Annotated in this window: 20 protein-coding genes; 18 read left to right on the top strand and 2 right to left on the bottom strand. The window is 43.6% G+C overall.

Annotated features, from left to right (window positions below):
- Positions 1-40: 40 nt before the first annotated feature.
- The 11 genes from srtB (at position 41) to purH (ending at position 13,982) form a co-directional block, all read left to right on the top strand.
- Complete coding sequence (gene srtB, locus I2F76_RS09405) at positions 41-889, top strand: class B sortase, LPKTxAVK-specific (RefSeq protein ID WP_049490639.1); 849 nt, start codon at positions 41-43, stop codon at positions 887-889.
- Between the two features lie 154 nt (positions 890-1,043).
- Positions 1,044-2,225: a pyridoxal phosphate-dependent aminotransferase gene (locus tag I2F76_RS09400; RefSeq protein ID WP_150904989.1), complete on the top strand. Its 1,182-nt coding sequence runs from the start codon at positions 1,044-1,046 to the stop codon at positions 2,223-2,225.
- The gene (gene recO, locus I2F76_RS09395; RefSeq protein WP_049486261.1) at positions 2,209-2,988 is read left to right on the top strand and encodes a DNA repair protein RecO; all 780 of its coding nucleotides are present in this window, start codon (positions 2,209-2,211) and stop codon (positions 2,986-2,988) included. The genes I2F76_RS09400 and recO overlap by 17 nt, the downstream gene beginning before the upstream one ends.
- Positions 2,985-3,980 (top strand): phosphate acyltransferase PlsX, encoded by a 996-nt coding sequence (gene plsX, locus I2F76_RS09390; RefSeq protein WP_021154191.1) that lies wholly within the window; start codon positions 2,985-2,987, stop codon positions 3,978-3,980. Before recO ends, plsX begins: the two co-directional genes overlap by 4 nt.
- Positions 3,981-3,983: 3 nt before the next feature.
- Positions 3,984-4,232, top strand: coding sequence for an acyl carrier protein (locus tag I2F76_RS09385; RefSeq protein WP_021154192.1), 249 nt, complete (start codon positions 3,984-3,986; stop codon positions 4,230-4,232).
- A gap of 150 nt (positions 4,233-4,382) precedes the next feature.
- Entirely contained in the window at positions 4,383-5,090 is a 708-nt protein-coding gene (purC, locus tag I2F76_RS09380; RefSeq protein ID WP_070675986.1) for a phosphoribosylaminoimidazolesuccinocarboxamide synthase, read from the top strand.
- Between the two features lie 124 nt (positions 5,091-5,214).
- Entirely contained in the window at positions 5,215-8,940 is a 3,726-nt protein-coding gene (locus I2F76_RS09375) for a phosphoribosylformylglycinamidine synthase (RefSeq protein WP_195487734.1), read from the top strand.
- A 12-nt stretch (positions 8,941-8,952) separates the two neighbouring features.
- Positions 8,953-10,392 carry an amidophosphoribosyltransferase gene (gene purF, locus I2F76_RS09370; RefSeq protein ID WP_195487733.1) on the top strand — a complete coding sequence of 480 codons (1,440 nt, stop codon included), beginning with the start codon at positions 8,953-8,955 and terminating at the stop codon, positions 10,390-10,392.
- Between the two features lie 210 nt (positions 10,393-10,602).
- Positions 10,603-11,625, top strand: a complete 1,023-nt coding sequence (purM, locus tag I2F76_RS09365; protein WP_031574112.1) for a phosphoribosylformylglycinamidine cyclo-ligase — start codon at positions 10,603-10,605, stop codon at positions 11,623-11,625.
- A gap of 184 nt (positions 11,626-11,809) precedes the next feature.
- The gene (purN, locus tag I2F76_RS09360) at positions 11,810-12,358 is read left to right on the top strand and encodes a phosphoribosylglycinamide formyltransferase (protein ID WP_195487732.1); all 549 of its coding nucleotides are present in this window, start codon (positions 11,810-11,812) and stop codon (positions 12,356-12,358) included.
- Positions 12,359-12,434: 76 nt separating this feature from the next.
- Positions 12,435-13,982, top strand: a complete 1,548-nt coding sequence (gene purH / locus I2F76_RS09355) for a bifunctional phosphoribosylaminoimidazolecarboxamide formyltransferase/IMP cyclohydrolase (RefSeq protein WP_195487731.1) — start codon at positions 12,435-12,437, stop codon at positions 13,980-13,982.
- 53 nt (positions 13,983-14,035) lie between these two features.
- Here the strand turns inward: purH and I2F76_RS09350 are convergent, their stop codons facing one another.
- Complete coding sequence (locus I2F76_RS09350) at positions 14,036-15,055, bottom strand: GBS Bsp-like repeat-containing protein (RefSeq protein WP_195487730.1); 1,020 nt, start codon at positions 15,053-15,055, stop codon at positions 14,036-14,038.
- A gap of 182 nt (positions 15,056-15,237) precedes the next feature.
- On the opposite strand from I2F76_RS09350, the gene purD reads away from it, so the two are divergent.
- The 7 genes from purD (at position 15,238) to purB (ending at position 21,274) form a co-directional block, all read left to right on the top strand.
- Positions 15,238-16,500, top strand: coding sequence for a phosphoribosylamine--glycine ligase (gene purD, locus I2F76_RS09345; protein WP_195487729.1), 1,263 nt, complete (start codon positions 15,238-15,240; stop codon positions 16,498-16,500).
- A 298-nt stretch (positions 16,501-16,798) separates the two neighbouring features.
- Entirely contained in the window at positions 16,799-17,290 is a 492-nt protein-coding gene (purE, locus tag I2F76_RS09340; protein WP_195487728.1) for a 5-(carboxyamino)imidazole ribonucleotide mutase, read from the top strand.
- On the top strand, positions 17,277-18,368 hold the full coding sequence (gene purK, locus I2F76_RS09335; protein WP_045760091.1) for a 5-(carboxyamino)imidazole ribonucleotide synthase: 1,092 nt from the start codon (positions 17,277-17,279) through the stop codon (positions 18,366-18,368). The genes purE and purK overlap by 14 nt, the downstream gene beginning before the upstream one ends.
- Before the next feature lies 1 nt (position 18,369).
- Positions 18,370-18,627: a hypothetical protein gene (locus tag I2F76_RS09330; protein WP_195487738.1), complete on the top strand. Its 258-nt coding sequence runs from the start codon at positions 18,370-18,372 to the stop codon at positions 18,625-18,627.
- A gap of 103 nt (positions 18,628-18,730) precedes the next feature.
- Positions 18,731-19,681 carry a ketopantoate reductase family protein gene (locus I2F76_RS09325; protein WP_000684302.1) on the top strand — a complete coding sequence of 317 codons (951 nt, stop codon included), beginning with the start codon at positions 18,731-18,733 and terminating at the stop codon, positions 19,679-19,681.
- Between the two features lie 8 nt (positions 19,682-19,689).
- A complete protein-coding gene (locus tag I2F76_RS09320) occupies positions 19,690-19,917 on the top strand; it encodes a hypothetical protein (protein ID WP_000615432.1) in 228 nt (75 codons plus the stop codon).
- A 58-nt stretch (positions 19,918-19,975) separates the two neighbouring features.
- The gene (gene purB / locus I2F76_RS09315; protein WP_195487727.1) at positions 19,976-21,274 is read left to right on the top strand and encodes an adenylosuccinate lyase; all 1,299 of its coding nucleotides are present in this window, start codon (positions 19,976-19,978) and stop codon (positions 21,272-21,274) included.
- Positions 21,275-21,612: 338 nt separating this feature from the next.
- Here purB and I2F76_RS09310 read toward each other — a convergent pair whose 3' ends face one another.
- The gene (locus I2F76_RS09310; protein WP_195487726.1) at positions 21,613-22,329 is read right to left on the bottom strand and encodes a GntR family transcriptional regulator; all 717 of its coding nucleotides are present in this window, start codon (positions 22,327-22,329) and stop codon (positions 21,613-21,615) included.
- Positions 22,330-22,457 lie beyond the last annotated feature (128 nt).

Here is a 22,457-nt window from a genome sequence, read left to right as displayed (position 1 = left end):
TGTTATTTTTTAGAAAAAATCATCAAGAGGAGATCGATCAATGAAAAGAGCTGGGGAAAAAAGTTCAAATAAATTGGGTCTTGTGATTGCTGCTCTTGTTGCAGTTGTTGTTCTTGTTGCTGGATTTATTTTCTTTAATCCATTTGGAGGAACTAAGTCATCTAGCACGGCTAAAAAAACAACTGGAACAAGTTCAACCAAGCAAGAAACTAAATATGAACCAAGTCAAGAAGAAAAAGATTACTTGAAAAATCGTTTTGCTCAGTTAACAGCTGTTAACCCTGAGGCAATCGCTTATGTCTATGCACCGGGTACTGAGTTGGATGAACCTGTTGTACAAACCACTGACAATGAAACTTATTTGAATAAGACGTTTGATGGTGGAAATGAACCATACATGGGGACAGTCTTCATGGATATGGACAACAAGAAAGACTTCAGTGATCGTTTGACTTGGTTGTTTGGTCATGCTCGTGGTAGTAAGGTCGGCGATCATCGCATGTTTAATGATGTCAACTACTATGACAAACAAGAGTATTTAGACCAACATCCGTATGTTGTGATTGAGACACCAGAGCGGAAATATTATTATGAAGTAATGGGATTGGTCATTGTCCCAGAGGACACCGCTTTCTACCGTACAAGCTTTACTGATGACAATGATTTTACGACACAATTGAAGAATATCTATGAGTCAGCTCGTACGAAGAATCCTAATATCAAGATCAAAGCATCTGATAAGTATTTAGTATTGTCAACTTGTCGTGAAGAGGATGAAACCATTCGTTCTAACCTCTACCTTCGTCAAATTCCTGATTCAGAAATGAAGGATTTTGTGGCAAAACATGCGGATCAATTGAAATATGTGGCAACACGTGGTCAACAATAATGGCTTGAAAGACTTAGCATTGCTAAGTCTTTTTTTCATGGAAGGATTTTTGAAATGTCCTTTGGTGGTCAGCAAAAGGTGGGGATCTGGCTTGTTCTTTTGCGATGGGGTCCTATTTATAGTATAATGAATATAAGTGTTTTGGAGGTGTTCTATGGATTTAACGAAACGTTTTAATAAAAATCTGAATCGGATCGAAGTTTCTTTGATTCGTCAGTTCGATCAATCAATTTCTTCCATTCCTGGTGTCTTGCGTTTGACTTTGGGGGAACCGGATTTTACAACTCCTGAACATGTAAAAGAAGCAGGAAAGGCTGCCATTGATGCGAATTTTAGCCATTACACTGGGATGAGTGGTTTGCTGGCTTTGCGTGAGGCTGCGAGTCAGTTTGTGGCTGATAAATATGGTATTTACTACCGTCCTGAAGATGAGATATTGGTGACGATCGGTGCGACTGAAGCCCTATCTGCAACCTTGACAGCAATCTTGGAACCTGGAGATGTAGTGCTTCTTCCGGCACCAGCTTATCCTGGTTATGAACCGATTGTGAATTTGGTTGGGGCGGAGATTATTGAAATTGATACGACAGCAGATCGTTTTGTCTTGACTCCTGAAAAGTTGGAAAAGGCCATTCTAGAGCAGGGTGAAAAATTGAAGGCTGTTATTCTTAATTATCCAGCTAATCCAACGGGTGTCACTTATTCGTGCGAACAGATGGCAGAATTAGCTGCTGTCTTAAAAAAATATGAAGTCTTTGTGATTTGTGATGAAGTCTATTCAGAGTTGACTTATACTGGAGAAGCGCATGTCTCTATGGCCTCCTTTATTCCTGAGCAGACTATTGTCATTAATGGCTTGTCCAAATCTCATGCCATGACAGGCTGGCGGCTTGGCTTTATCTTTGCGCCTGCTGCATTGACGGCCCAACTCATCAAGAGCCATCAGTATTTGGTAACGGCTGCTGGAACCATGAACCAGTATGCTGCGATCGAAGCTTTGACGGAAGGTCGGGATGATGCGGAGCCAATGAAGAAGGAATATGTGAAGCGTCGGGATTATATTATCGAACAGATGTCCGCGCTTGGGTTTGAGATTATTAAGCCAGATGGAGCTTTTTATATTTTTGCTAAAATCCCAGCTGGTTATAATCAAGACTCCTTTGCTTTCTTGCAGGATTTTGCGCGTGAAAAAGCAGTTGCTTTTATTCCTGGTGCTGCTTTTGGTCAATATGGTGAAGGCTATGTGCGTTTGTCGTATGCAGCCAGCATGGAGGTTATCAAGGAAGCAATGAAACGCTTGAAGGAGTATATGGAAGAACATGCTGGAGTCAATTGAGACCCGGGGAATTGTCCTGTATAATCGGGAGTTTCGTGAAGATGACAAGCTGGTCAAAATTTTCACGGAGAAGTCAGGGAAGCGGATGTTTTTTGTGAAACATGCGGGAAAATCACGGTTGAATCCCATGTTGCAACCTTTGGTAACGGCAGATATGTTGTTGAAAATCAATGATGATGGGTTGAGTTATATTGATGATTTTCAAGATGTGCAGGTTTATAAAAAAATCAATGCAGATCTTTTTGCCCTTTCTTATGCGACCTATGTTCTGGCGCTTGCAGATGCAAGTATTCAGGATAATCAGGTGGATCCAGCCCTGTTTGCTTTTTTGGAAAAGACCTTGTCTTTGATGGAAGAGGGACTGGATTATGAGGTTTTGACCAATATTTTTGAGATTCAGATTCTATCACGATTTGGAGTTATCTTGAATCTGCATGAATGCTGTTTCTGTCATCGGGTTGGACTTCCTTTTGATTACTCTTTTCGCTATAGTGGGGTCCTTTGTCCGGATCATTATGATCAGGATGAGAGACGCGCTCACTGGCATCCGAATGTTCTCTATTTATTGGATCAGTTTCAAGCAGTACGATTCAATGAGTTAGAGACGATTTCTCTACAAGCAGAGATGAAAGCAGCTCTGCGTCAGGCAATTGATCAGTTGTATGAGGAGTATGTAGGGATCCATTTAAAAGCTAAAAAGTTTATCGATTCCTTGAGTGATTGGGGAGCGATTATGAAAGATTCATCTGGAGGTGAAACATGAAAAAAATTGCAGTAGATGCAATGGGGGGCGATAATGCACCTCAAGCCTTGGTAGAAGGTGTGAATCAAGCCATTCGTGATTTTGATGATATTGAGATTGTCTTGTATGGCGATGAGGCAAAAATCAAAGACTATTTAACCGCAACAGAACGTGTATCGATTGTGCATACGGAAGAAAAAATCGATTCAGATGATGAGCCAACGCGGGCCATTCGTCGGAAGAAACAGGCTTCGATGGTCTTAGCTGCCAAGGATGTGAAGGATGGTGAGGTCGATGCCATGCTATCTGCGGGGAATACAGGTGCCTTGTTGGCAGCAGGTTTCTTTATTGTTGGCCGCATCAAGGGCGTGGAACGTCCAGGTTTGATGTCGACACTTCCGACGGTTGATGGTCGTGGGTATGACATGTTAGATTTGGGTGCTAATGCGGAAAATACACCGGAGCACTTGCATCAGTATGCTGTGATGGGGTCCTATTATGCTGAAAATGTTCGTGGGATTCAAAAACCGCGCGTGGGTCTATTGAACAATGGGACAGAAGCTAGTAAGGGAGATCCTTTGCGCAAGGAAACCTACCAATTGTTATCTGAGGATGAGTCGATTCATTTTGTTGGAAACGTGGAAGCGCGTGACTTGATGGATGGCGTTGCTGATGTCGTTGTGGCGGATGGTTTCACGGGAAACGCTGTCTTGAAAACGATGGAAGGAACGGCTTTTGGGATCTTGAAGCAATTGAAACAAGCAATTGCCACAGGAAACTGGAAGGCGAAATTAGGAGCTTTTCTGCTCAAGGACCGTTTGAAATCATTGAAGCAAACCTTGGATTTCTCAGATGTTGGAGGAGCGGTCTTGTTTGGTCTTCAAGCACCTGTTGTTAAAACGCATGGTTCGAGTGATGCCAAAGCTGTCTATAGCACGATTCGTCAGATTCGGACCATGTTAGAGACAGATGTTGTTGGAAAATCAGTGAAGGAATTATCGAAGGAAGGGTAATGTATGAGTAAACAAAACGAAATTTTAGTTACAATTGAGGAATTTCTCAAAGATCGCAAGGGTCCAGACTTTCAAGTATCTTTGGAATCTGACTTACGTAAGGATTTACAGGCGGATTCTGTTGAATTGATGGAATTTATTATCAATCTTGAGGATGAATACCAAATTGAGATTCCGGACAAGGCTATTGATGAATTTAACACAGTAGGGGATGTTGTCGACTATATCGAAAAACGAACTGCTGGTCACTAATGAAAAAGGGATCGTTCAGAGATTATTCTGGATGGTCTTTTTTTCTGTTCTTTTTATTCGGATTCTGCTTATATTGTACGGAATTTTATTGAAAATACACTTTGTATGTGATAGAATGAAGGTGATAAAATACGAAAGGCGAACAAAGTCATGACCAATCAACTTATTTATACTGGAAAAGCTAAGGATATCTATACTACTGAGGACGAACATGTGATTAAGTCGGTCTATAAGGACCAGGCAACCATGCTAAATGGGGCTCGTAAAGAGACTATTAAAGGAAAAGGTGTGCTAAATAATCAGATTTCGTCTCTTATTTTTGAAAAATTGAATGCTGCGGGTGTAGCTACTCACTTTATCGAACGTATTTCTGACACAGAACAACTCAACAAGAAAGTAAAAATTATTCCTTTGGAAGTTGTTCTTCGTAACGTGACTGCGGGTTCCTTTTCTAAACGTTTTGGCGTGGAAGAAGGTTTGGAATTGAAAACTCCAATCGTTGAATTTTACTACAAGAACGATGAGTTGGATGACCCATTCATCAATGATGAGCATGTGAAGTTTTTGGATATTGCCAATGATGAACAAATTGCTTATATTAAGGAAGAAACGCGTCGTATCAATGAATTGCTGAAGGATTGGTTTGCACAAATTGGTCTTCGCTTGATTGACTTCAAATTGGAATTTGGTTTTGATAAGGATGGCAAGATCATCTTGGCGGATGAATTCTCTCCAGATAACTGCCGCCTTTGGGATGCTGAAGGGCACCATATGGACAAGGATGTTTTCCGTAGAGATTTGGGCAGTTTAACGGATGTATATCAGGTTGTGTTGGAGAAATTACAGGGCTTGAAGTAATCTTGGTAGCTTGATAGATGTTTATGAAGTTGTATTGGAAAAATTGCAAGGTTTGAAGTGATCTTTTTGAAATAGAAAACCTTCGTCTTCGATAACATGTTTGAATAGAAATAAAGGAAATAAAATGGATAAACGTATTTTCGTTGAGAAAAAAGCTGATTTTCGTGTAAAATCGGACTCTTTAGTAAAAGAATTGCAGCATAATCTTCAGTTGAAAACCTTGAATGATCTTCGTATTGTTCAAGTTTACGATGTCTTTGGTTTGGCAGAGGACTTGTTTGCGCGTGCGGAAAAACATATCTTCTCTGAGCAAGTGACCGATACTGTTCTGGATGAAGCTGCGGTTCAGGCTGATTTTGAGAAATATGCTTTCTTTGCGATTGAAAGTTTGCCGGGTCAATTTGACCAACGTGCGGCATCTTCACAAGAAGCTTTGCTTTTGCTTGGTAGTTCAAATGACGTAACAGTGAATACAGCGCAATTGTACTTGGTTAACAAGGATATCGATGCGAATGAGTTGGAAGCTGTTAAAAACTACCTTTTGAACCCAGTGGATTCTCGTTTCAAAGATATCACTGTTGGTATTGCGAAACAGGATTTCTCTGAGTCTGACAAGACCATTCCAAGCTTGGATTTCTTTGAAACTTATACGGCAGAAGATTTTGCACAGTATAAGGCTGAGCAAGGATTGGCAATGGAAGTGGATGACCTTCTCTTCATTCAAGATTACTTCAAATCCATTGGACGTGTACCAACTGAGACTGAGCTTAAGGTTTTGGATACTTATTGGTCTGACCACTGCCGTCACACAACTTTCGAAACTGAGTTAAAAAACATCGATTTCTCAGCTTCTAAATTTGAAAAACAATTGCAAGCGACTTATGACAAGTATATTGCCATGCGTGATGAGTTGGGACGTACAGAAAAACCTCAAACCTTGATGGATATGGCGACTATTTTTGGCCGTTATGAGCGTGCTAATGGTCGTTTGGATGACATGGAAGTGTCTGATGAAATCAATGCCTGCTCAGTTGAAATTGAAGTGGATGTCAATGGTGTCAAAGAACCATGGCTTCTTATGTTCAAGAATGAAACACACAACCACCCAACGGAGATTGAACCATTTGGTGGTGCGGCTACTTGTATCGGTGGTGCCATTCGTGACCCATTGTCAGGTCGTTCCTACGTTTACCAAGCTATGCGTATCTCAGGTGCTGGTGATATTACAGCTCCAATTTCAGCGACTCGCGCTGGTAAATTGCCACAACAAGTGATTTCTAAAACAGCGGCTCATGGTTATTCTTCATACGGTAACCAAATTGGTCTTGCAACAACTTATGTTCGTGAATACTTCCACCCAGGTTTCGTTGCTAAGCGTATGGAGCTAGGTGCAGTTGTCGGTGCGGCTCCTAAAGAAAATGTTGTCCGTGAAAAACCTGAAGCAGGTGATGTCGTGATTCTTCTCGGTGGGAAAACTGGACGTGACGGTGTCGGTGGTGCGACAGGTTCTTCTAAAGTTCAAACAGTTGAATCTGTTGAGACAGCTGGTGCTGAGGTTCAAAAAGGGAATGCCATCGAAGAACGTAAGATTCAACGTCTTTTCCGTAATGGGGAAGTGACACGTTTGATCAAGAAATCAAATGACTTTGGTGCTGGTGGTGTCTGTGTGGCGATCGGTGAATTAGCAGATGGACTTGAAATTGATCTAGACAAAGTGCCATTGAAATACCAAGGTTTGAACGGTACAGAAATTGCTATCTCAGAATCTCAAGAACGGATGGCTGTAGTGGTTCGTCCAGAAGATGTAGATGCCTTCGTTGCAGCATGTAACAAAGAAAATATTGATGCTGTTGTCGTTGCGACAGTGACGGAGAAACCAAATCTTGTCATGCACTGGAATGGTGAAACCATCGTTGATTTGGAACGTCGTTTCCTTGATACAAACGGTGTACGTGTGGTTGTGGATGCTAAGGTGGTTGACAAGGATGTCAAGCTTCCAGAAGAACGTCAAACATCTGCTGAAACCCTTGAAGCGGATACTCTTGAAGTCTTGGCTGACCTGAACCATGCCAGTCAAAAAGGGTTACAAACCATCTTTGATAGCTCAGTTGGTCGTTCAACAGTCAATCACCCACTTGGTGGTCGCTACCAAATCACACCAACGGAAGCTTCTGTACAGAAATTGCCAGTTCAACACGGCGTGACAACAACTGCTTCTGTTATGGCGCAAGGGTTTAACCCTTATATCGCCGAATGGTCTCCATATCATGGTGCGGCTTATGCGGTCATCGAAGCAACCGCTCGTTTGGTTGCTGCTGGTGCAAACTGGTCTAAGGCTCGTTTCTCTTACCAAGAGTATTTCGAGCGGATGGATAAACAAGCAGAGCGCTTTGGCCAACCAGTATCAGCTCTTCTTGGATCCATTGAAGCTCAGATTCAACTTGGCTTGCCATCTATCGGTGGTAAGGACTCTATGTCTGGAACCTTTGAAGAATTAACAGTTCCACCAACCTTGGTTGCTTTTGGGGTGACAACTGCAGATAGCCGTAAGGTTCTTTCTCCAGAATTCAAAGCTGCTGGTGAAAATATTTACTACATCCCAGGTCAAGCATTGGCACAAGAAATTGACTTCGATCTTATTAAATCTAACTTTACTCAATTTGAAGCCATCCAAGCTGACCACAAAGTGACAGCAGCATCAGCTGTTAAATATGGTGGTGTGGTTGAAGCTCTTGCCCTTGCAACATTTGGTAACCATATCGGAGCTAACGTTGAATTAGATGATCTTGACACTAGCTTGACAGCCCAATTGGGTGGATTCGTCTTCACATCGCCTGAAGAAATTGAAGGTGTTGCCAAGATTGGACAAACAGTGACTGACTTTACACTTACTGTCAACGGTGTAACGATTGATGGACACAAACTTGACAGTGCCTTCCAAGGTAAATTGGAAGAGGTTTACCCAACGGAATTTGCACAGGCAACTGAGTTGGAAGAAGTACCTGCTGTAGCATCAGATGCTGTGATCAAAGCTAAAGAAACAGTTGATACACCAGTGGTTTACATCCCAGTATTCCCAGGTACTAACTCTGAGTACGATTCAGCTAAGGCCTTTGAAAAAGAAGGTGCAAAAGTCAACTTGGTACCATTTGTCACACTGAATGAAGAAGCTATTGTCAAGTCTGTTGACACTATGGTTGACAATATCGAAAAAGCTAACATTATCTTCTTTGCAGGTGGCTTCTCAGCAGCGGATGAACCAGATGGATCAGCTAAATTTATCGTGAACATCTTGCTCAATGAAAAAGTACGTGCAGCCATTGATAGCTTCATCGAACGTGGTGGTTTGATTATTGGTATCTGTAACGGATTCCAAGCCCTTGTTAAATCAGGTCTTCTTCCATACGGTAACTTTGAAGATGCAAGCAGCACGAGTCCAACCCTCTTCTACAATGATGCCAACCAACACGTGGCTAAGATGGTTGAAACACGGATTGCCAACACCAACTCACCATGGCTTGTCGGAGTAGAAGTTGGTGACATCCATGCCATTCCAGTATCACACGGTGAAGGTAAATTTGTCGTGACAGCTGAGGAATTCGCAGAGCTTCGTGACAATGGTCAAATCTTTACCCAATATGTTGACTTCGAAGGGAAACCAAGCATGGATTCAAAATACAATCCAAATGGTTCTGTCCATGCGATCGAAGGTATTACCAGCAAGAACGGTCAAATCATCGGGAAAATGGGTCACTCAGAACGTTTCGAAGATGGTCTCTTCCAAAATATTCCAGGAAATAAAGACCAACATCTCTTTGCATCAGCGGTTCAATACTTTACTGGAAAATAAAAGGTATACAAAATGACATACGAAGTTAAATCTCTTAATGAAGAATGTGGTATTTTTGGGATCTGGGGACACCCAGATGCTGCAAAACTGACTTATTTCGGATTACACAGTCTTCAACACCGTGGTCAAGAAGGGGCGGGGATCCTTTCGAATGATGCGGGTCAACTAAAACGGTATCGTGATACGGGTCTTCTCTCAGAAGTATTTCGAAATCCTGCTAACTTGGATAAGTTAACAGGAACGGGAGCGATTGGCCATGTTCGCTATGCAACAGCTGGGGAAGCTTCGGTGGATAACATCCAGCCCTTCCTCTTTCGCTTTCATGATACCCAGTTTGGACTAGCCCACAACGGGAATTTGACCAATGCCAAGTCCCTCAAACGGGAGTTGGAAAATAACGGAGCGATCTTTAGCTCAACTTCTGATTCAGAAATCTTGGCCCACTTGATTCGTCGGAGCCACAACCCTTCTTTCATGGGTAAGGTGAAAGAAGCCTTGAATACGGTGAAAGGTGGATTTGCTTACCTTCTCATGCTGGAAGATAAGCTGATTGCGGCCTTGGATCCAAATGGTTTCCGTCCTCTTTCGATTGGGAAAATGGCCAATGGCGCTATCGTAGTTTCCTCTGAAACCTGTGCCTTTGAAGTGGTTGGTGCTGAGTGGATCCGCGATGTGAATCCAGGTGAAGTCGTGATCATCGATGATAACGGCATCACTTACGATAACTATACAACGGACACCCAATTGGCTGTTTGCTCGATGGAGTATATCTACTTTGCCCGTCCGGACTCCAATATCCAAGGGGTCAATGTCCATACAGCACGTAAACGTATGGGCGCTCAATTGGCACGTGAATTCAAACATGAAGCAGATATTGTGGTCGGTGTACCTAATTCATCACTTAGCGCAGCCATGGGATTTGCGGAAGAATCTGGCCTACCAAATGAAATGGGCTTGATTAAAAACCAATATACCCAACGGACCTTTATTCAACCAACACAAGAACTACGGGAGCAAGGGGTTCGGATGAAGCTCTCTGCCGTATCCGGTGTCGTGAAAGGCAAACGGGTTGTCATGATTGATGATTCTATCGTACGTGGGACAACATCACGTCGAATTGTGAAGTTATTGAAAGAAGCAGGAGCTACAGAGGTCCACGTAGCAATCGGTAGCCCAGGCCTTGCCTACCCATGTTTCTACGGGATCGATATTCAAACACGTAAGGAATTGATTGCTGCCAATCACACAGTAGAGGAAACACGCGATATTATTGGTGCAGATAGCTTGACGTATTTGTCAATCGATGGCTTGATTGATTCTATTGGAATTGATACAGATGCTCCAAATGGCGGTCTTTGTGTGGCTTACTTTGATGGAAAATATCCAACGCCTTTATATGACTACGAAGAACGCTATGTGGAAAGTTTGAAAGAACATACTTCTTTCTATTAAGAGCAGTGCAAAAGAAAAGGAATGAAACAAATGACAAATAAAAATGCTGATGCTCCACGTCTCACTACTGACTAAAAGCTAAAGCATTTGTCAGTAGACGCTTTGCCCTATTGGACCAAAGCTAGAGACCTGACTAGTATTTTTAGATAAAATAATTGTTTATCTAAAAATACGTCGCACTCTTTCTCAAAAAAAGAAAAGGATTAAAAAATGACAAATAAGAATGCATACGCTCAATCTGGTGTAGACGTTGAAGCGGGTTATGAAGTTGTTGAACGGATCAAAAAACACGTTGCTCGTACGGAACGTGCGGGTGTCATGGGAGCTCTTGGTGGTTTCGGAGGCATGTTTGATCTTTCAAAAACAGGTGTCAAAGAGCCTGTTTTGATCTCAGGTACAGATGGTGTTGGTACTAAGCTGATGCTTGCCATCAAGTACGACAAACACGATACGATCGGTCAAGACTGTGTGGCCATGTGTGTTAACGATATCATCGCTGCAGGTGCGGAGCCCCTTTACTTCCTTGACTATATCGCAACTGGTAAAAATGAACCTGCTAAATTAGAGCAAGTCGTTGCTGGTGTTGCAGAAGGTTGTGTGCAGGCTGGTGCAGCCCTTATCGGTGGAGAAACGGCTGAAATGCCTGGTATGTATGGTGAAGATGACTATGATTTGGCTGGGTTTGCTGTCGGTGTTGCAGAAAAATCTCAAATCATTGACGGTTCAAAAGTAGCTGAAGGGGATGTGATTCTTGGACTTGCTTCAAGCGGTATCCACTCAAATGGTTACTCACTTGTTCGTCGTGTCTTTGCGGATTACACAGGTGAAGAAGTTCTCCCAGAATTGGAAGGGAAGAAACTTAAAGACGTTCTTTTGGAGCCAACTCGTATCTACGTCAAAGCAGCATTACCACTCATCAAAGAAGAATTGGTCAACGGAATTGCCCACATTACAGGTGGTGGTTTCATCGAAAATGTACCACGGATGTTCTCAGATGACTTGGCTGCTGAAATTGACGAAAGCAAAGTCCCAGTTCTTCCAATTTTCAAAGCTCTTGAAAAATATGGCCAAATTAAACATGAAGAAATGTTTGAAATCTTTAACATGGGGATTGGTCTCATGCTTGCAGTGAAACCAGAAAATGTGGAACGTGTCAAAGAACTTCTTGACGAACCTGTTTATGAAATTGGTCGGATTGTGAAGAAAGATGGCGCAAGTGTGGTGATTAAATAATGGTGCTATCACCATTTTATACGGAGAAATTGTAGAAAGGAGTGTTTAGTTAGCTAGCCTAACTGAACACGGGACTTATTTTCTAGGAAAAAAGAGAAATCATTTTGTGTGCAAGCACCCAGCAATGATTTCCTATTTTTCTACGAAACTGTTCGGCTAGCCGAAACGTCCCTTTGTATCGAATATGAAAATTGCTGTTTTTGCCTCTGGCAACGGCTCAAACTTTCAGGTGATTGCGGAACAATTTCCAGTAGAATTTGTCTTTTCCGATCACCGGGATGCCTATGTCTTAGAACGTGCCAAAAACCTTGGCGTGGTGAGCCATGCCTTTGAACTCAAGGAATTTGATAATAAAGCAGCTTATGAAGAAGCTATCGTTAAACTCTTGGATGAGCACCAGATTGACCTAGTTTGTTTGGCCGGCTATATGAAAATCGTCGGTCCAACCTTGCTAGCAGCTTATGAAGGCCGTATCATCAATATTCACCCGGCTTATCTCCCTGAATTCCCTGGTGCTCATGGTATTGAGGATGCTTGGAATGCAGGCGTTGCTGAGAGCGGTGTGACCATTCACTGGGTGGATTCTGGTGTGGACACTGGTAAGGTCATCAAACAAGTCCGTGTGCCACGTCTAGAAAGTGATACCCTTGATACTTTCGAAACTCGCATCCACGAAACAGAGTACAAGCTCTATCCAGAAGTCTTGGAACGTTTGGGAGTAGCACGAAAATAAGGAAGCCATTGATTGGAAAGAACATTTTCGACTGTAGCAGATAAAGAACTTTTTAAAAAAGGAAAAGAAAGAAAAAATGACTAAACGCGCACTAATTAGTGTTTCAGACAAAGCGGGTATTGTTGAATTTGCCCAAGAACTCAAAAAACTCGGTTGGGACATCATCTCAACAGGTGGGACTAAAGTTGCCCTTGACAATGCTGGGGTAGATACCATTGCCATCGACGATGTGACTGGTTTCCCAGAAATGATGGACGGTCGTGTGAAGACTCTTCATCCAAATATCCATGGTGGTCTGCTCGCTCGTCGTGACCTCGATAGTCACCTAGAGGCTGCTAAGGACAATAATATCGAGTTGATCGACCTTGTTGTGGTCAACCTTTACCCATTCAAGGAAACGATTCTCAAACCGGACGTGACTTACGCTGACGCGGTGGAGAACATCGATATTGGTGGACCATCTATGCTTCGTTCAGCAGCTAAAAACCACGCTAGCGTAACAGTTGTGGTAGATCCTGCTGACTATGCTGTGGTTTTGGACGAATTGGCAGCCAACGGCGAAACAAGTTACGAAACTCGCCAACGCTTGGCAGCGAAAGTCTTCCGCCACACAGCAGCCTATGATGCTTTGATCGCAGAATACTTCACTGCTCAAGTGGGTGAAGAAAAACCTGAAAAACTCACTCTGACTTATGATCTCAAGCAACCAATGCGTTATGGGGAAAACCCTCAACAAGACGCAGACTTCTATCAAAAAGCTTTGCCAACGGATTACTCTATTGCTTCCGCTAAACAGTTGAATGGGAAAGAATTGTCCTTCAACAATATCCGTGATGCGGATGCCGCTATCCGGATCATCCGTGATTTCAAAGACCGTCCAACCGTTGTGGCTCTTAAACACATGAACCCATGTGGGATTGGTCAAGCTGACGACATCGAAACTGCTTGGGACTACGCTTATGAGTCTGACCCAGTATCCATCTTCGGTGGTATCGTCGTTCTCAACCGCGAGGTAGATGTTGCGACAGCTAAGAAGATGCATGGTGTTTTCCTTGAAATCATCATTGCACCAAGCTACACAGACGAAGCGCTTGAAATCTTGACTACCAAGAAGAAAAACTTGCGGATTCTTGAGCTACCATTTGACGCTCAAGATGCTAGTGAAGTGGAAGCAGAATACACTGGTGTTGTTGGTGGTCTCCTCGTTCAAAACCAAGACGTGGTGAAAGAAAGTCCAGCTGACTGGCAAGTGGTGACGAAACGCCAACCAACTGAGACAGAAGCGACAGCTCTTGAGTTTGCTTGGAAGGCGATCAAGTACGTCAAATCAAATGGGATCATCGTGACCAATGACCACATGACCCTTGGGGTTGGCCCAGGTCAAACCAATCGTGTGGCATCTGTCCGCATCGCTATTGACCAAGCCAAAGACCGTCTTGATGGTGCTGTTCTTGCTTCAGATGCCTTCTTCCCATTTGCAGATAATGTGGAAGAAATCGCTAAAGCAGGGATTAAAGCGATCATCCAGCCAGGTGGATCAGTTCGTGACCAAGAGTCAATCGAAGCGGCTGATAAATACGGCTTGACCATGATCTTCACAGGAGTGAGACATTTTAGACATTAATCAAAAAAGGCACGCATCAATGGATGGTGCCTTTTTTGTTGGTTAAGAAGACCTTAATCTGGGTAGATGTAGGTGACGGTTCCCCAGATAGGGTTGGTCGGATCGAACCAACCGCGGAAGTTGTCGATATAGCGATGGCCGTTGTAGTTAGCCTCTTGGATCTGAATTTTTTGGTCATGTTCGACGTCCGTAACCAAGGCGACATGGCCATATCCTCCATTGTCCCAACAGGCGATAGCGCCGACCTCTGGAGTGTCTCCTGTCCGGAATCCAGCAGCGCGTGCACTAGTTGCCCACATGCCGCCATTTCCCCACCAGTTGTGGGCCCAAGGGGCTAATTCTTTGGCTCCCCAGGTGCACTCACCAATGGGATAGGTGTTTCCCGGATGTGTTGCGAGTGGAGTGAGCTTTAGCTTTGCCTTTTCTACTTGAAATGTAGTGGGGAATAGCCCTTTTAATTGTCCCTGGCTTTTCTGGTATACGTGGAGATGAAATAGACCACTTCCCTTGTGTTTTTGAGCCTGAAAGCGAAGTTGGAAATGTCCAGGTGCAATCTTCTTTGCGGGGTACCAGACCAGATCATCCTGCCCATTTTCTTCAGACCAGATGGGGAAGACAATTTCGTCAACGTCTTCGAATAACTTCAGGTCTACCTCAAATTCTTGTGAGGAGATGGGTGTGATCGTGATTTTGGGCTGGGAAGAAGCCAGGTCTTTTTGCTGGACGCTGGTCGTGAGAGGGTAAAGACTGGTTAACTGTTCATTTGCCTCCACCCCATAGACATGGACATGATAAAGTCCGGCTTGATCAGAATGGTTGGTCAATGGCACTTGTAGGTCAAATCCCTTGTCACTGCGTTGCACAGGATACCAAATCAGGTCATCTTGACCATTTTGGTCAGACCAGACGGGAACTTGGATCTTTTGATATTTATCCGGGACGTTTCCAAGATGAATCATCAGCTGCCCTTTTTCGGCATAGATAGCATTGGTCGCTTGATCTGCATGAGCAATAGAGGCTTGCATCCCCCATGTCGCACAAGTCAGTACGACAAATTTTTTGATTGTTTGCATAATACTCCTTTTCGTCAATTAGTAGGTCTCACCTATACTATTCGGAAAAAAATGAGAAATAGGAGAAAATAGCAAAAAATGTTTGGATTCTACTGAAAATAGGAGACTTTTGCTGAAATCATTAGAATAAAACGAACGATTATGATATAATTTAATAAAATAATTCGCAAAAGAGGTTCGAGATGAAACTTTTGGTTGTTGGATCTGGCGGTCGTGAGCATGCGATTGCTAAGAAATTGTTGGAGTCTACAGACGTTGAGCAGGTTTTTGTGGCTCCTGGTAATGATGGGATGCGATTAGACGGTCTGGATTTGATCAATATCGGAATTTCCGAACATTCTAAGCTGATTGATTTCGCAAAAGTCAACGATATTGCTTGGACCTTTATTGGTCCAGATGATGCCCTTGCAGCTGGAATTGTGGATGACTTCAATGCAGCTGGTCTCAAAGCCTTTGGTCCGACCAAGGCTGCGGCTGAGCTGGAGTGGTCCAAGGATTTTGCTAAGGAAATCATGGTCAAATACGACGTTCCGACAGCAGCCTATGGCACATTTTCAGATTTCGAAGAAGCCAAGGCCTACATCGAAGAAAAAGGAGCTCCAATCGTCGTCAAGGCAGACGGCTTGGCCCTAGGGAAAGGTGTCGTCGTTGCGGAGACAGTTGAGCAAGCCATCGAAGCCGCTCACGAGATGCTTTTAGACAATAAATTCGGTGATTCAGGTGCGCGTGTGGTCATCGAGGAATTTCTTGACGGGGAAGAGTTTTCTCTCTTTGCCTTTGTCAATGGAGATAAATTCTACATTATGCCAACGGCTCAGGACCACAAACGTGCTTATGATGGGGACAAGGGCCCTAACACTGGTGGGATGGGTGCCTATGCGCCAGTTCCTCACTTGCCACAGAGCGTGGTTGACACAGCGGTTGACACCATTGTCAAGCCAGTTCTTGAAGGCATGATCAAAGAAGGGCGTCCGTACCTAGGTGTCCTTTACGCGGGGCTTATCTTGACAGCTGATGGACCGAAAGTCATCGAGTTCAACGCTCGTTTTGGAGATCCTGAAACGCAAATCATCTTGCCTCGTTTGACATCTGACTTTGCACAAAATATCACTGATATTTTGGATGGCAAAGAGCCAGCCATCACGTGGACGAACAAGGGTGTGACACTAGGCGTGGTTGTGGCCTCAAACGGCTACCCACTCGCTTATGAGAAGGGTGTCAAACTTCCAGCCAAGACAGATGGTGACATCATCACTTACTATGCTGGTGCCAAATTCGCTGAAAATGGTCAAGACCTTCTCTCAAACGGCGGACGCGTCTACATGCTGGTTACCACAGCAGACACCGTCAAAGACGGCCAAAACATCATCTACAACCAACTCGACAAACAAAACACAGAAGGCCTCTTCTATCGTACGGATATCGGTAGCAAGGCTAACAAATAAAACTCTTTGAAAACCTTCGATTGCCTGTGTTAAAGCTCCTTGCTGAACGTTAGTTCTATCTTCGTCGCTTTGCCTTGTCACTCTGTGGTTTTCTTCGAGTTTTTGAATATTAGTGCTATATTAGGCGACGAAGTCGCCAAACACGATAATGGTCGCCGTGGTGAAAAGACCAGAACAGCATCTGTTCTGGTCGGGGGAAACTTTGAGACCTTAGGCTCAAAGTTTAGGAATGAAACCGAAGGTTTGCTTCCGTCCCCACCACCTAAGACCATTATCAAAAAAAGAAAAAGGAAAAATTATGACTAAACCAGTAATTTCCATCATCATGGGCTCAAAATCTGACTGGGCAACCATGCAAAAAGCAGCTGAAGTCCTCGATAACTTCGGTGTCGCTTACGAAAAGAAAGTTGTTTCCGCCCATCGGACGCCTGACCTCATGTTCAAACATGCCGAAGAAGCACGTAGCCGTGGCATCAAGGCCATCATCGCGGGTGCAGGTGGCGCAGCTCACTTGCCAGGGATGGTCGCAGCCAAGACTACCCTTCCGGTTATTGGGGTACCCGTCAAGTCTCGTGCCCTTAGTGGTGTGGATTCGCTCTACTCTATCGTTCAGATGCCAGGTGGGGTACCTGTTGCAACCATGGCGATTGGTGAAGCTGGTGCGACTAACGCCGCCCTCTTTGCCCTCCGTCTTCTTTCGGTAGAGGACCAGGCTATTGCGACAGCGTTAGCGGATTTCGCAGAAGAACAAGGAAAAATCGCAGAGGAGTCTACAAATGAGCTCAACTAAAACCATTGGGATTATCGGTGGTGGCCAGCTCGGTCAGATGATGGCAATCTCAGCTATCTACATGGGGCACAAGGTTATCGCACTGGATCCAGCAGCTGATTGCCCAGCCTCTCGTGTGGCGGAAATCATCGTAGCTCCTTACGACGACGTGGATGCCCTTCGTCAGTTGGCAGATCGCTGTGATGTTCTCACTTATGAATTTGAAAATGTGGATGCTGATGGTTTGGATGCCGTTATCAAAGATGGACAACTCCCACAAGGGACAGACCTGCTTCGCATCTCCCAAAATCGCATTTTTGAGAAGGACTTTCTTTCCAAGAAGGCACAAGTCACTGTGGCTCCTTACAAGGTCGTGACCTCAAGCAAAGACTTGTCAGATATCGACCTCTCGAAAAACTATGTTCTCAAGACGGCGACCGGTGGTTACGATGGCCATGGTCAGAAGGTCATTCGTTCAGAAGAAGATTTGGAAGAAGCCTATGCGCTAGCTGACTCGGCAGACTGTGTCTTGGAAGAATTTGTCAACTTTGATCTTGAAATTTCGGTCATCGTGTCTGGAAATGGCAAGGACGTGACGGTTTTCCCCGTTCAGGAAAATATCCACCGCAACAACATTCTTTCAAAAACCATTGTGCCTGCTCGCATTTCAGAAAGTCTAGCTGAAAAAGCCAAGGCCATGGCAGTGCGAATCGCAGAACAACTGAACTTGTCTGGAACTCTTTGTGTAGAAATGTTTGCGACAGCTGATGATATCATCGTCAACGAAATCGCGCCACGTCCACACAATTCAGGGCACTACTCAATTGAAGCATGCGACTTCTCTCAGTTTGATACCCACATCTTGGGTGTTCTCGGAGCACCACTCCCAGCAATCCACCTTCATGCGCCTGCTGTCATGCTTAATGTACTCGGCCAACACGTCGAAGCTGCTGAAACATATGTGACAGAAAATCCAAGCGCTCACCTCCACTTATATGGTAAACTAGAAGCAAAGCACAACCGCAAAATGGGACATGTGACTTTGTTTAGTGATGAGCCTGATGAAGTTGAGGAATTTGGGAAAGGGATTGATTTTTAAAATGGTAGAAGAATTCGATGATGTATTCGAAGATGATATTACTACTCTAACATTTACTTATGCGGACGATGTAGGGATTCCAGAAATTCCTGATGCAGAAGGGATCCATGTTGTAGAGATAACAAATAATCAATTAGTTATAAAGCATATCCGCGATGATGATGAGGTCTATGATTATATAAAGAGTTTTGGATTAACAAGTCGCCCTATAAAACTTTCGATTGAATTTTGTGTTTACGAAGATTCTGAGGAAGAATAGTATTTAAATTGAATGGGGAGAATTTAGGATTCAACTCATCGTCAACTCATTTGTTAAACAAGAGAAGCCAGACAACTACTGAAGGAAAGGAATTGATTTTTAAGTGAAAATAGCGATTTTAGGACTTGGAGTGATCGGGACGACGTATGCCTACGCCTTCCAAAAAGCAGGTCATCAGGTGGAACACGTACTGAGAGATAGTAGGAAAACCACTGCTACGAAGGAGTTGTCAGTTGATCTGCTAGATGGTCGCTATCATTCCAAGGGTGAAAATAAGCACGACACCTATGAGGTTCGTGTGGCAGAAGTCGATTCGGAATATGATTTTATTTTTCTCAGTGTGCGCCATGGATTTGTCAAAGAAGCTGTGGAGACCTTGCAAAAGAATAATATCAAAGGCACTCTCGTTTTCTTCTGCAATTTCTGGGATACTCGAAAAGAGGTCCAAGAGTGGGCAGGGGATTACGACTATATTTTGGCCTTTCCGACAGCGGGCGGTCACATGCAAGAGGACCATTTGGATGGTGTCCTATTTGATCATTTAATGTTAGAAGGTGAGCAAAAAGCACACATTTCTAACTATGGTGATCTGACGACTTTACTGACTTCTGCAGATTTGAAGTGGGAAGTGCCTCATGATATGGTCGAGTGGATTTGGATTCACATGGCGATTAATGCAGGTGTCACTTCGACAGCTGCGCGTTCGGGGAATTTGGAAAATCCAGAACAGCTGGCTCTGAACTTGATGAATAGTTCTTCGGAATTATCATTGGCCATCAAGGTCATTCGAGAGGCTTTGAAAGTCGTAGAAGCACGTGGTGTAAATTTGAAGCTTTATAAAGCTGAACTTTTACCTTACAAAATTCCCGCTTGGATTGCAGGAAAAGCCATGAAAATCATGTTTGCGAAAAATGAGCTGACACGAAAAATCATGACCTTACACAATGATAAACAGGATATTTTCTACTGTTGTCAAAGTGTCTATCAGACTGGTAAGGAGTTAGGTGTCAAGATGCCTATTCTGGAAGCAAATATGAAGGGCATTTCGATTTAGGAGGTTTTATGATACAACTCATCGTCAACGCATTTGTCGAAAAAGAGAAGACTGGAGCAGTCGTCGAAGTTTTGTATGCTAGTAGCAATCACGAAAAAGTGAAAGCGAAGTATGAAGAGCTAGTTGCACAATATCCTGATAACTATTTAGCTATCTATGATGCCCCGCTGGATACGGATTTGAATACACTAGATCATTATCCATCTGTGTGGATTGGGAAAGAAGAATTTGAATAAGATTTCCATCGGTTGCTTAGCTGATGTGAAATATCAACAGAAAGGAAAATAAAACAACATGATCGAACGTTACTCTCGCCCCGAGATGGCGAATATTTGGACTGAAGAAAATAAATACCGTGCTTGGCTTGAGGTGGAAATCTTGGCTGACGAGGCATGGGCTGAGTTGGGGGAAATCCCTAATGAAGATGTGGCTTTGATTCGCGAGAAAGCGGACTTTGACATCGACCGTATTTTGGAGATTGAGCAAGAGACTCGCCACGATGTGGTGGCCTTCACACGTGCGGTTTCTGAGACTCTTGGTGAAGAGCGCAAGTGGGTCCACTATGGGTTGACTTCTACCGACGTGGTGGATACGGCCTACGGTTACCTCTACAAGCAGGCTAACGACATCATTCGTCGTGACCTTGAAAACTTCCTTAATATCATCGCTGACAAGGCCAAGGAGCACAAGTTCACCATCATGATGGGGCGTACCCACGGTGTGCATGCGGAGCCGACAACTTTTGGTCTTAAATTGGCCACTTGGTATAGCGAAATGAAACGTAACATCGAGCGTTTCGAGCATGCGGCTGCTGGTGTGGAAGCTGGTAAGATTTCTGGTGCGGTTGGTAACTTTGCCAACATTCCACCATTCGTTGAAAAATACGTCTGCGATAAATTGGGTATCCGTGCTCAAGAAATCTCTACACAGGTGCTTCCTCGTGACCTTCATGCTGAGTATTTTGCAGTTCTTGCGAGCATCGCAACTTCTATCGAGCGTATGGCTACAGAAATCCGTGGTCTTCAAAAATCTGAACAACGGGAAGTGGAAGAGTTCTTTGCCAAAGGTCAAAAAGGATCTTCGGCAATGCCTCACAAACGGAACCCTATCGGTTCTGAAAACATGACCGGTCTTGCGCGTGTGATCCGTGGTCACATGGTGACAGCTTATGAAAACGTAGCCCTTTGGCACGAACGTGATATCTCTCACTCATCAGCTGAGCGGATTATCGCACCAGACACAACCATCTTGATTGACTATATGCTCAACCGTTTCGGAAACATCGTTAAGAACTTGACAGTCTTCCCAGAAAACATGATCCGCAACATGAACTCTACATTTGGTTTGATCTTCAGCCAACGTGCCATGTTGACTTTGATTGAAAAAGGGATGACACGTGAGCAAGCTTACGACCTTGTTCAACCGAAGACTGCCCAATCATGGGATAACCAAGTAGACTTCAAACCACTTCTTGAAGCAGATCCAGAAGTAACTTCACGTCTCACTCAAGAAGAAATCGATGAAATCTTCAACCCAACATACTACACCAAACGGGTGGATGAAATCTTCGAACGCATCGGTTTGGGTGACTAATCGCAACGAAAAAGGGAATTTGAAAAATAGACGAAAGAGGCTGGGACAAAAGTCCTAGCCTCTCAATTATTTTTGTATTGTCGAGCAAGACGCAGTGGTTGAGTGGGCTCTAATACGCTGATTTCATCAGCTTTTACAGCCCTACTCAACTGTGCGGAGGTGGGACGACGAAATCGAATTCTAACGAATTACCGATTTCTGTCCCACTCTCTTTTTAAACTTTTTATAGCTAAACTATCACTAATTATATATATTTTTAAAGAGGTCTTCAGAAATCGTTTTCAACATGCTATACTGGAGCTATAAAAAAGACCGAGATGTCTCAGTCTTTTTGGTTCTTAGTGATCGCGGTCACAGGAGATGAACTTGATCTTGTAGTAGTCACCGCGTTTATAGGTTTCCGTGTATTCAAGGATTTGGCCAGTCGCTTCTAGCTTGGTCATCTTCACTTGTTTGACTGTTGGGAAATTTTCGTCGATCTTCAATACCTTAGCAATCTTGCTTGGTGTAGGAAAGACGATTTCGTTGACTTCTTCGAAGTGCTCGTCATTCATATGAATGTGGTAGTCTTCTTTGAAGCGATCATAGATAGAGCTGTAGTATTCCAAATTTGGATAGTTTGGATTGATGTATTGTTCGGGAACATAGGTTTGGTGGAAGATATAGGTATCATCCCCTGTCTGGCGAGTCCGTTCGATTTTATAATAGAATTGCGTTGGGTTGAGGCCTAGTTTGTCTAGGATGCTTAAGGTATTTCCACGTTTAATAGAGAGAACTTTGACTTTGGCCTTTTGGATGGGGAAGGTTTCAACATCTGAAAATTCTACCAGTTTGTGTTTTCGAGCACGAGAAACAAAGGTTCCCTTTCCTTGCTGACGGACAATGTAGCCATCGGCGGCGAGGTCGTTCAAAGCACGGACAACGGTGATAGAGCTGACATCATAAATTTTGATGAGTTCAGCTTCCGTATAAAATTTATCTCCATTTTCAAATTTTCCTGAGATAATTTGCTGCTTCAATTCATCTTTGATGTGTTGGTACTTTGGAATTGCCATAGTGCTACCTCTCTTTAGATTTCTCTTATTTAACCCTATTTTAACATATTTTTTATAAAAGTGTTGACATTTTTTAAATAATTTATTATATTAATAAATGAAAAGGGTTACATATAAGAAAGGGGGGC

This window comes from Streptococcus parasanguinis, from assembly GCF_015557775.1.
GTDB lineage: Bacteria > Bacillota > Bacilli > Lactobacillales > Streptococcaceae > Streptococcus > Streptococcus parasanguinis_AA.
The sequence above is the reverse complement of the archived record's forward strand: the minus strand, read 5'-3'. Positions and strand labels throughout refer to the sequence as shown.

What these genes read in the sequence shown, in the direction of transcription:
- purE (WP_195487728.1), top strand. Translation starts at nt 16,799, where the DNA reads ATGACTAAACCAGTAATTTCCATCATCATGGGCTCAAAATCTGACTGG.
- purF (WP_195487733.1), top strand. Translation starts at nt 8,953, where the DNA reads ATGACATACGAAGTTAAATCTCTTAATGAAGAATGTGGTATTTTTGGG.
- recO (WP_049486261.1), top strand. Translation starts at nt 2,209, where the DNA reads ATGCTGGAGTCAATTGAGACCCGGGGAATTGTCCTGTATAATCGGGAG.
- srtB (WP_049490639.1), top strand. Translation starts at nt 41, where the DNA reads ATGAAAAGAGCTGGGGAAAAAAGTTCAAATAAATTGGGTCTTGTGATT.
- purD (WP_195487729.1), top strand. Translation starts at nt 15,238, where the DNA reads ATGAAACTTTTGGTTGTTGGATCTGGCGGTCGTGAGCATGCGATTGCT.
- purN (WP_195487732.1), top strand. Translation starts at nt 11,810, where the DNA reads ATGAAAATTGCTGTTTTTGCCTCTGGCAACGGCTCAAACTTTCAGGTG.
- purH (WP_195487731.1), top strand. Translation starts at nt 12,435, where the DNA reads ATGACTAAACGCGCACTAATTAGTGTTTCAGACAAAGCGGGTATTGTT.
- purK (WP_045760091.1), top strand. Translation starts at nt 17,277, where the DNA reads ATGAGCTCAACTAAAACCATTGGGATTATCGGTGGTGGCCAGCTCGGT.
- purC (WP_070675986.1), top strand. Translation starts at nt 4,383, where the DNA reads ATGACCAATCAACTTATTTATACTGGAAAAGCTAAGGATATCTATACT.
- purB (WP_195487727.1), top strand. Translation starts at nt 19,976, where the DNA reads ATGATCGAACGTTACTCTCGCCCCGAGATGGCGAATATTTGGACTGAA.
- I2F76_RS09330 (WP_195487738.1), top strand. Translation starts at nt 18,370, where the DNA reads ATGGTAGAAGAATTCGATGATGTATTCGAAGATGATATTACTACTCTA.
- I2F76_RS09400 (WP_150904989.1), top strand. Translation starts at nt 1,044, where the DNA reads ATGGATTTAACGAAACGTTTTAATAAAAATCTGAATCGGATCGAAGTT.
- I2F76_RS09320 (WP_000615432.1), top strand. Translation starts at nt 19,690, where the DNA reads ATGATACAACTCATCGTCAACGCATTTGTCGAAAAAGAGAAGACTGGA.
- I2F76_RS09350 (WP_195487730.1), bottom strand. Translation starts at nt 15,055, where the DNA reads ATGCAAACAATCAAAAAATTTGTCGTACTGACTTGTGCGACATGGGGG.
- I2F76_RS09385 (WP_021154192.1), top strand. Translation starts at nt 3,984, where the DNA reads ATGAGTAAACAAAACGAAATTTTAGTTACAATTGAGGAATTTCTCAAA.
- I2F76_RS09310 (WP_195487726.1), bottom strand. Translation starts at nt 22,329, where the DNA reads ATGGCAATTCCAAAGTACCAACACATCAAAGATGAATTGAAGCAGCAA.
- plsX (WP_021154191.1), top strand. Translation starts at nt 2,985, where the DNA reads ATGAAAAAAATTGCAGTAGATGCAATGGGGGGCGATAATGCACCTCAA.
- I2F76_RS09375 (WP_195487734.1), top strand. Translation starts at nt 5,215, where the DNA reads ATGGATAAACGTATTTTCGTTGAGAAAAAAGCTGATTTTCGTGTAAAA.
- purM (WP_031574112.1), top strand. Translation starts at nt 10,603, where the DNA reads ATGACAAATAAGAATGCATACGCTCAATCTGGTGTAGACGTTGAAGCG.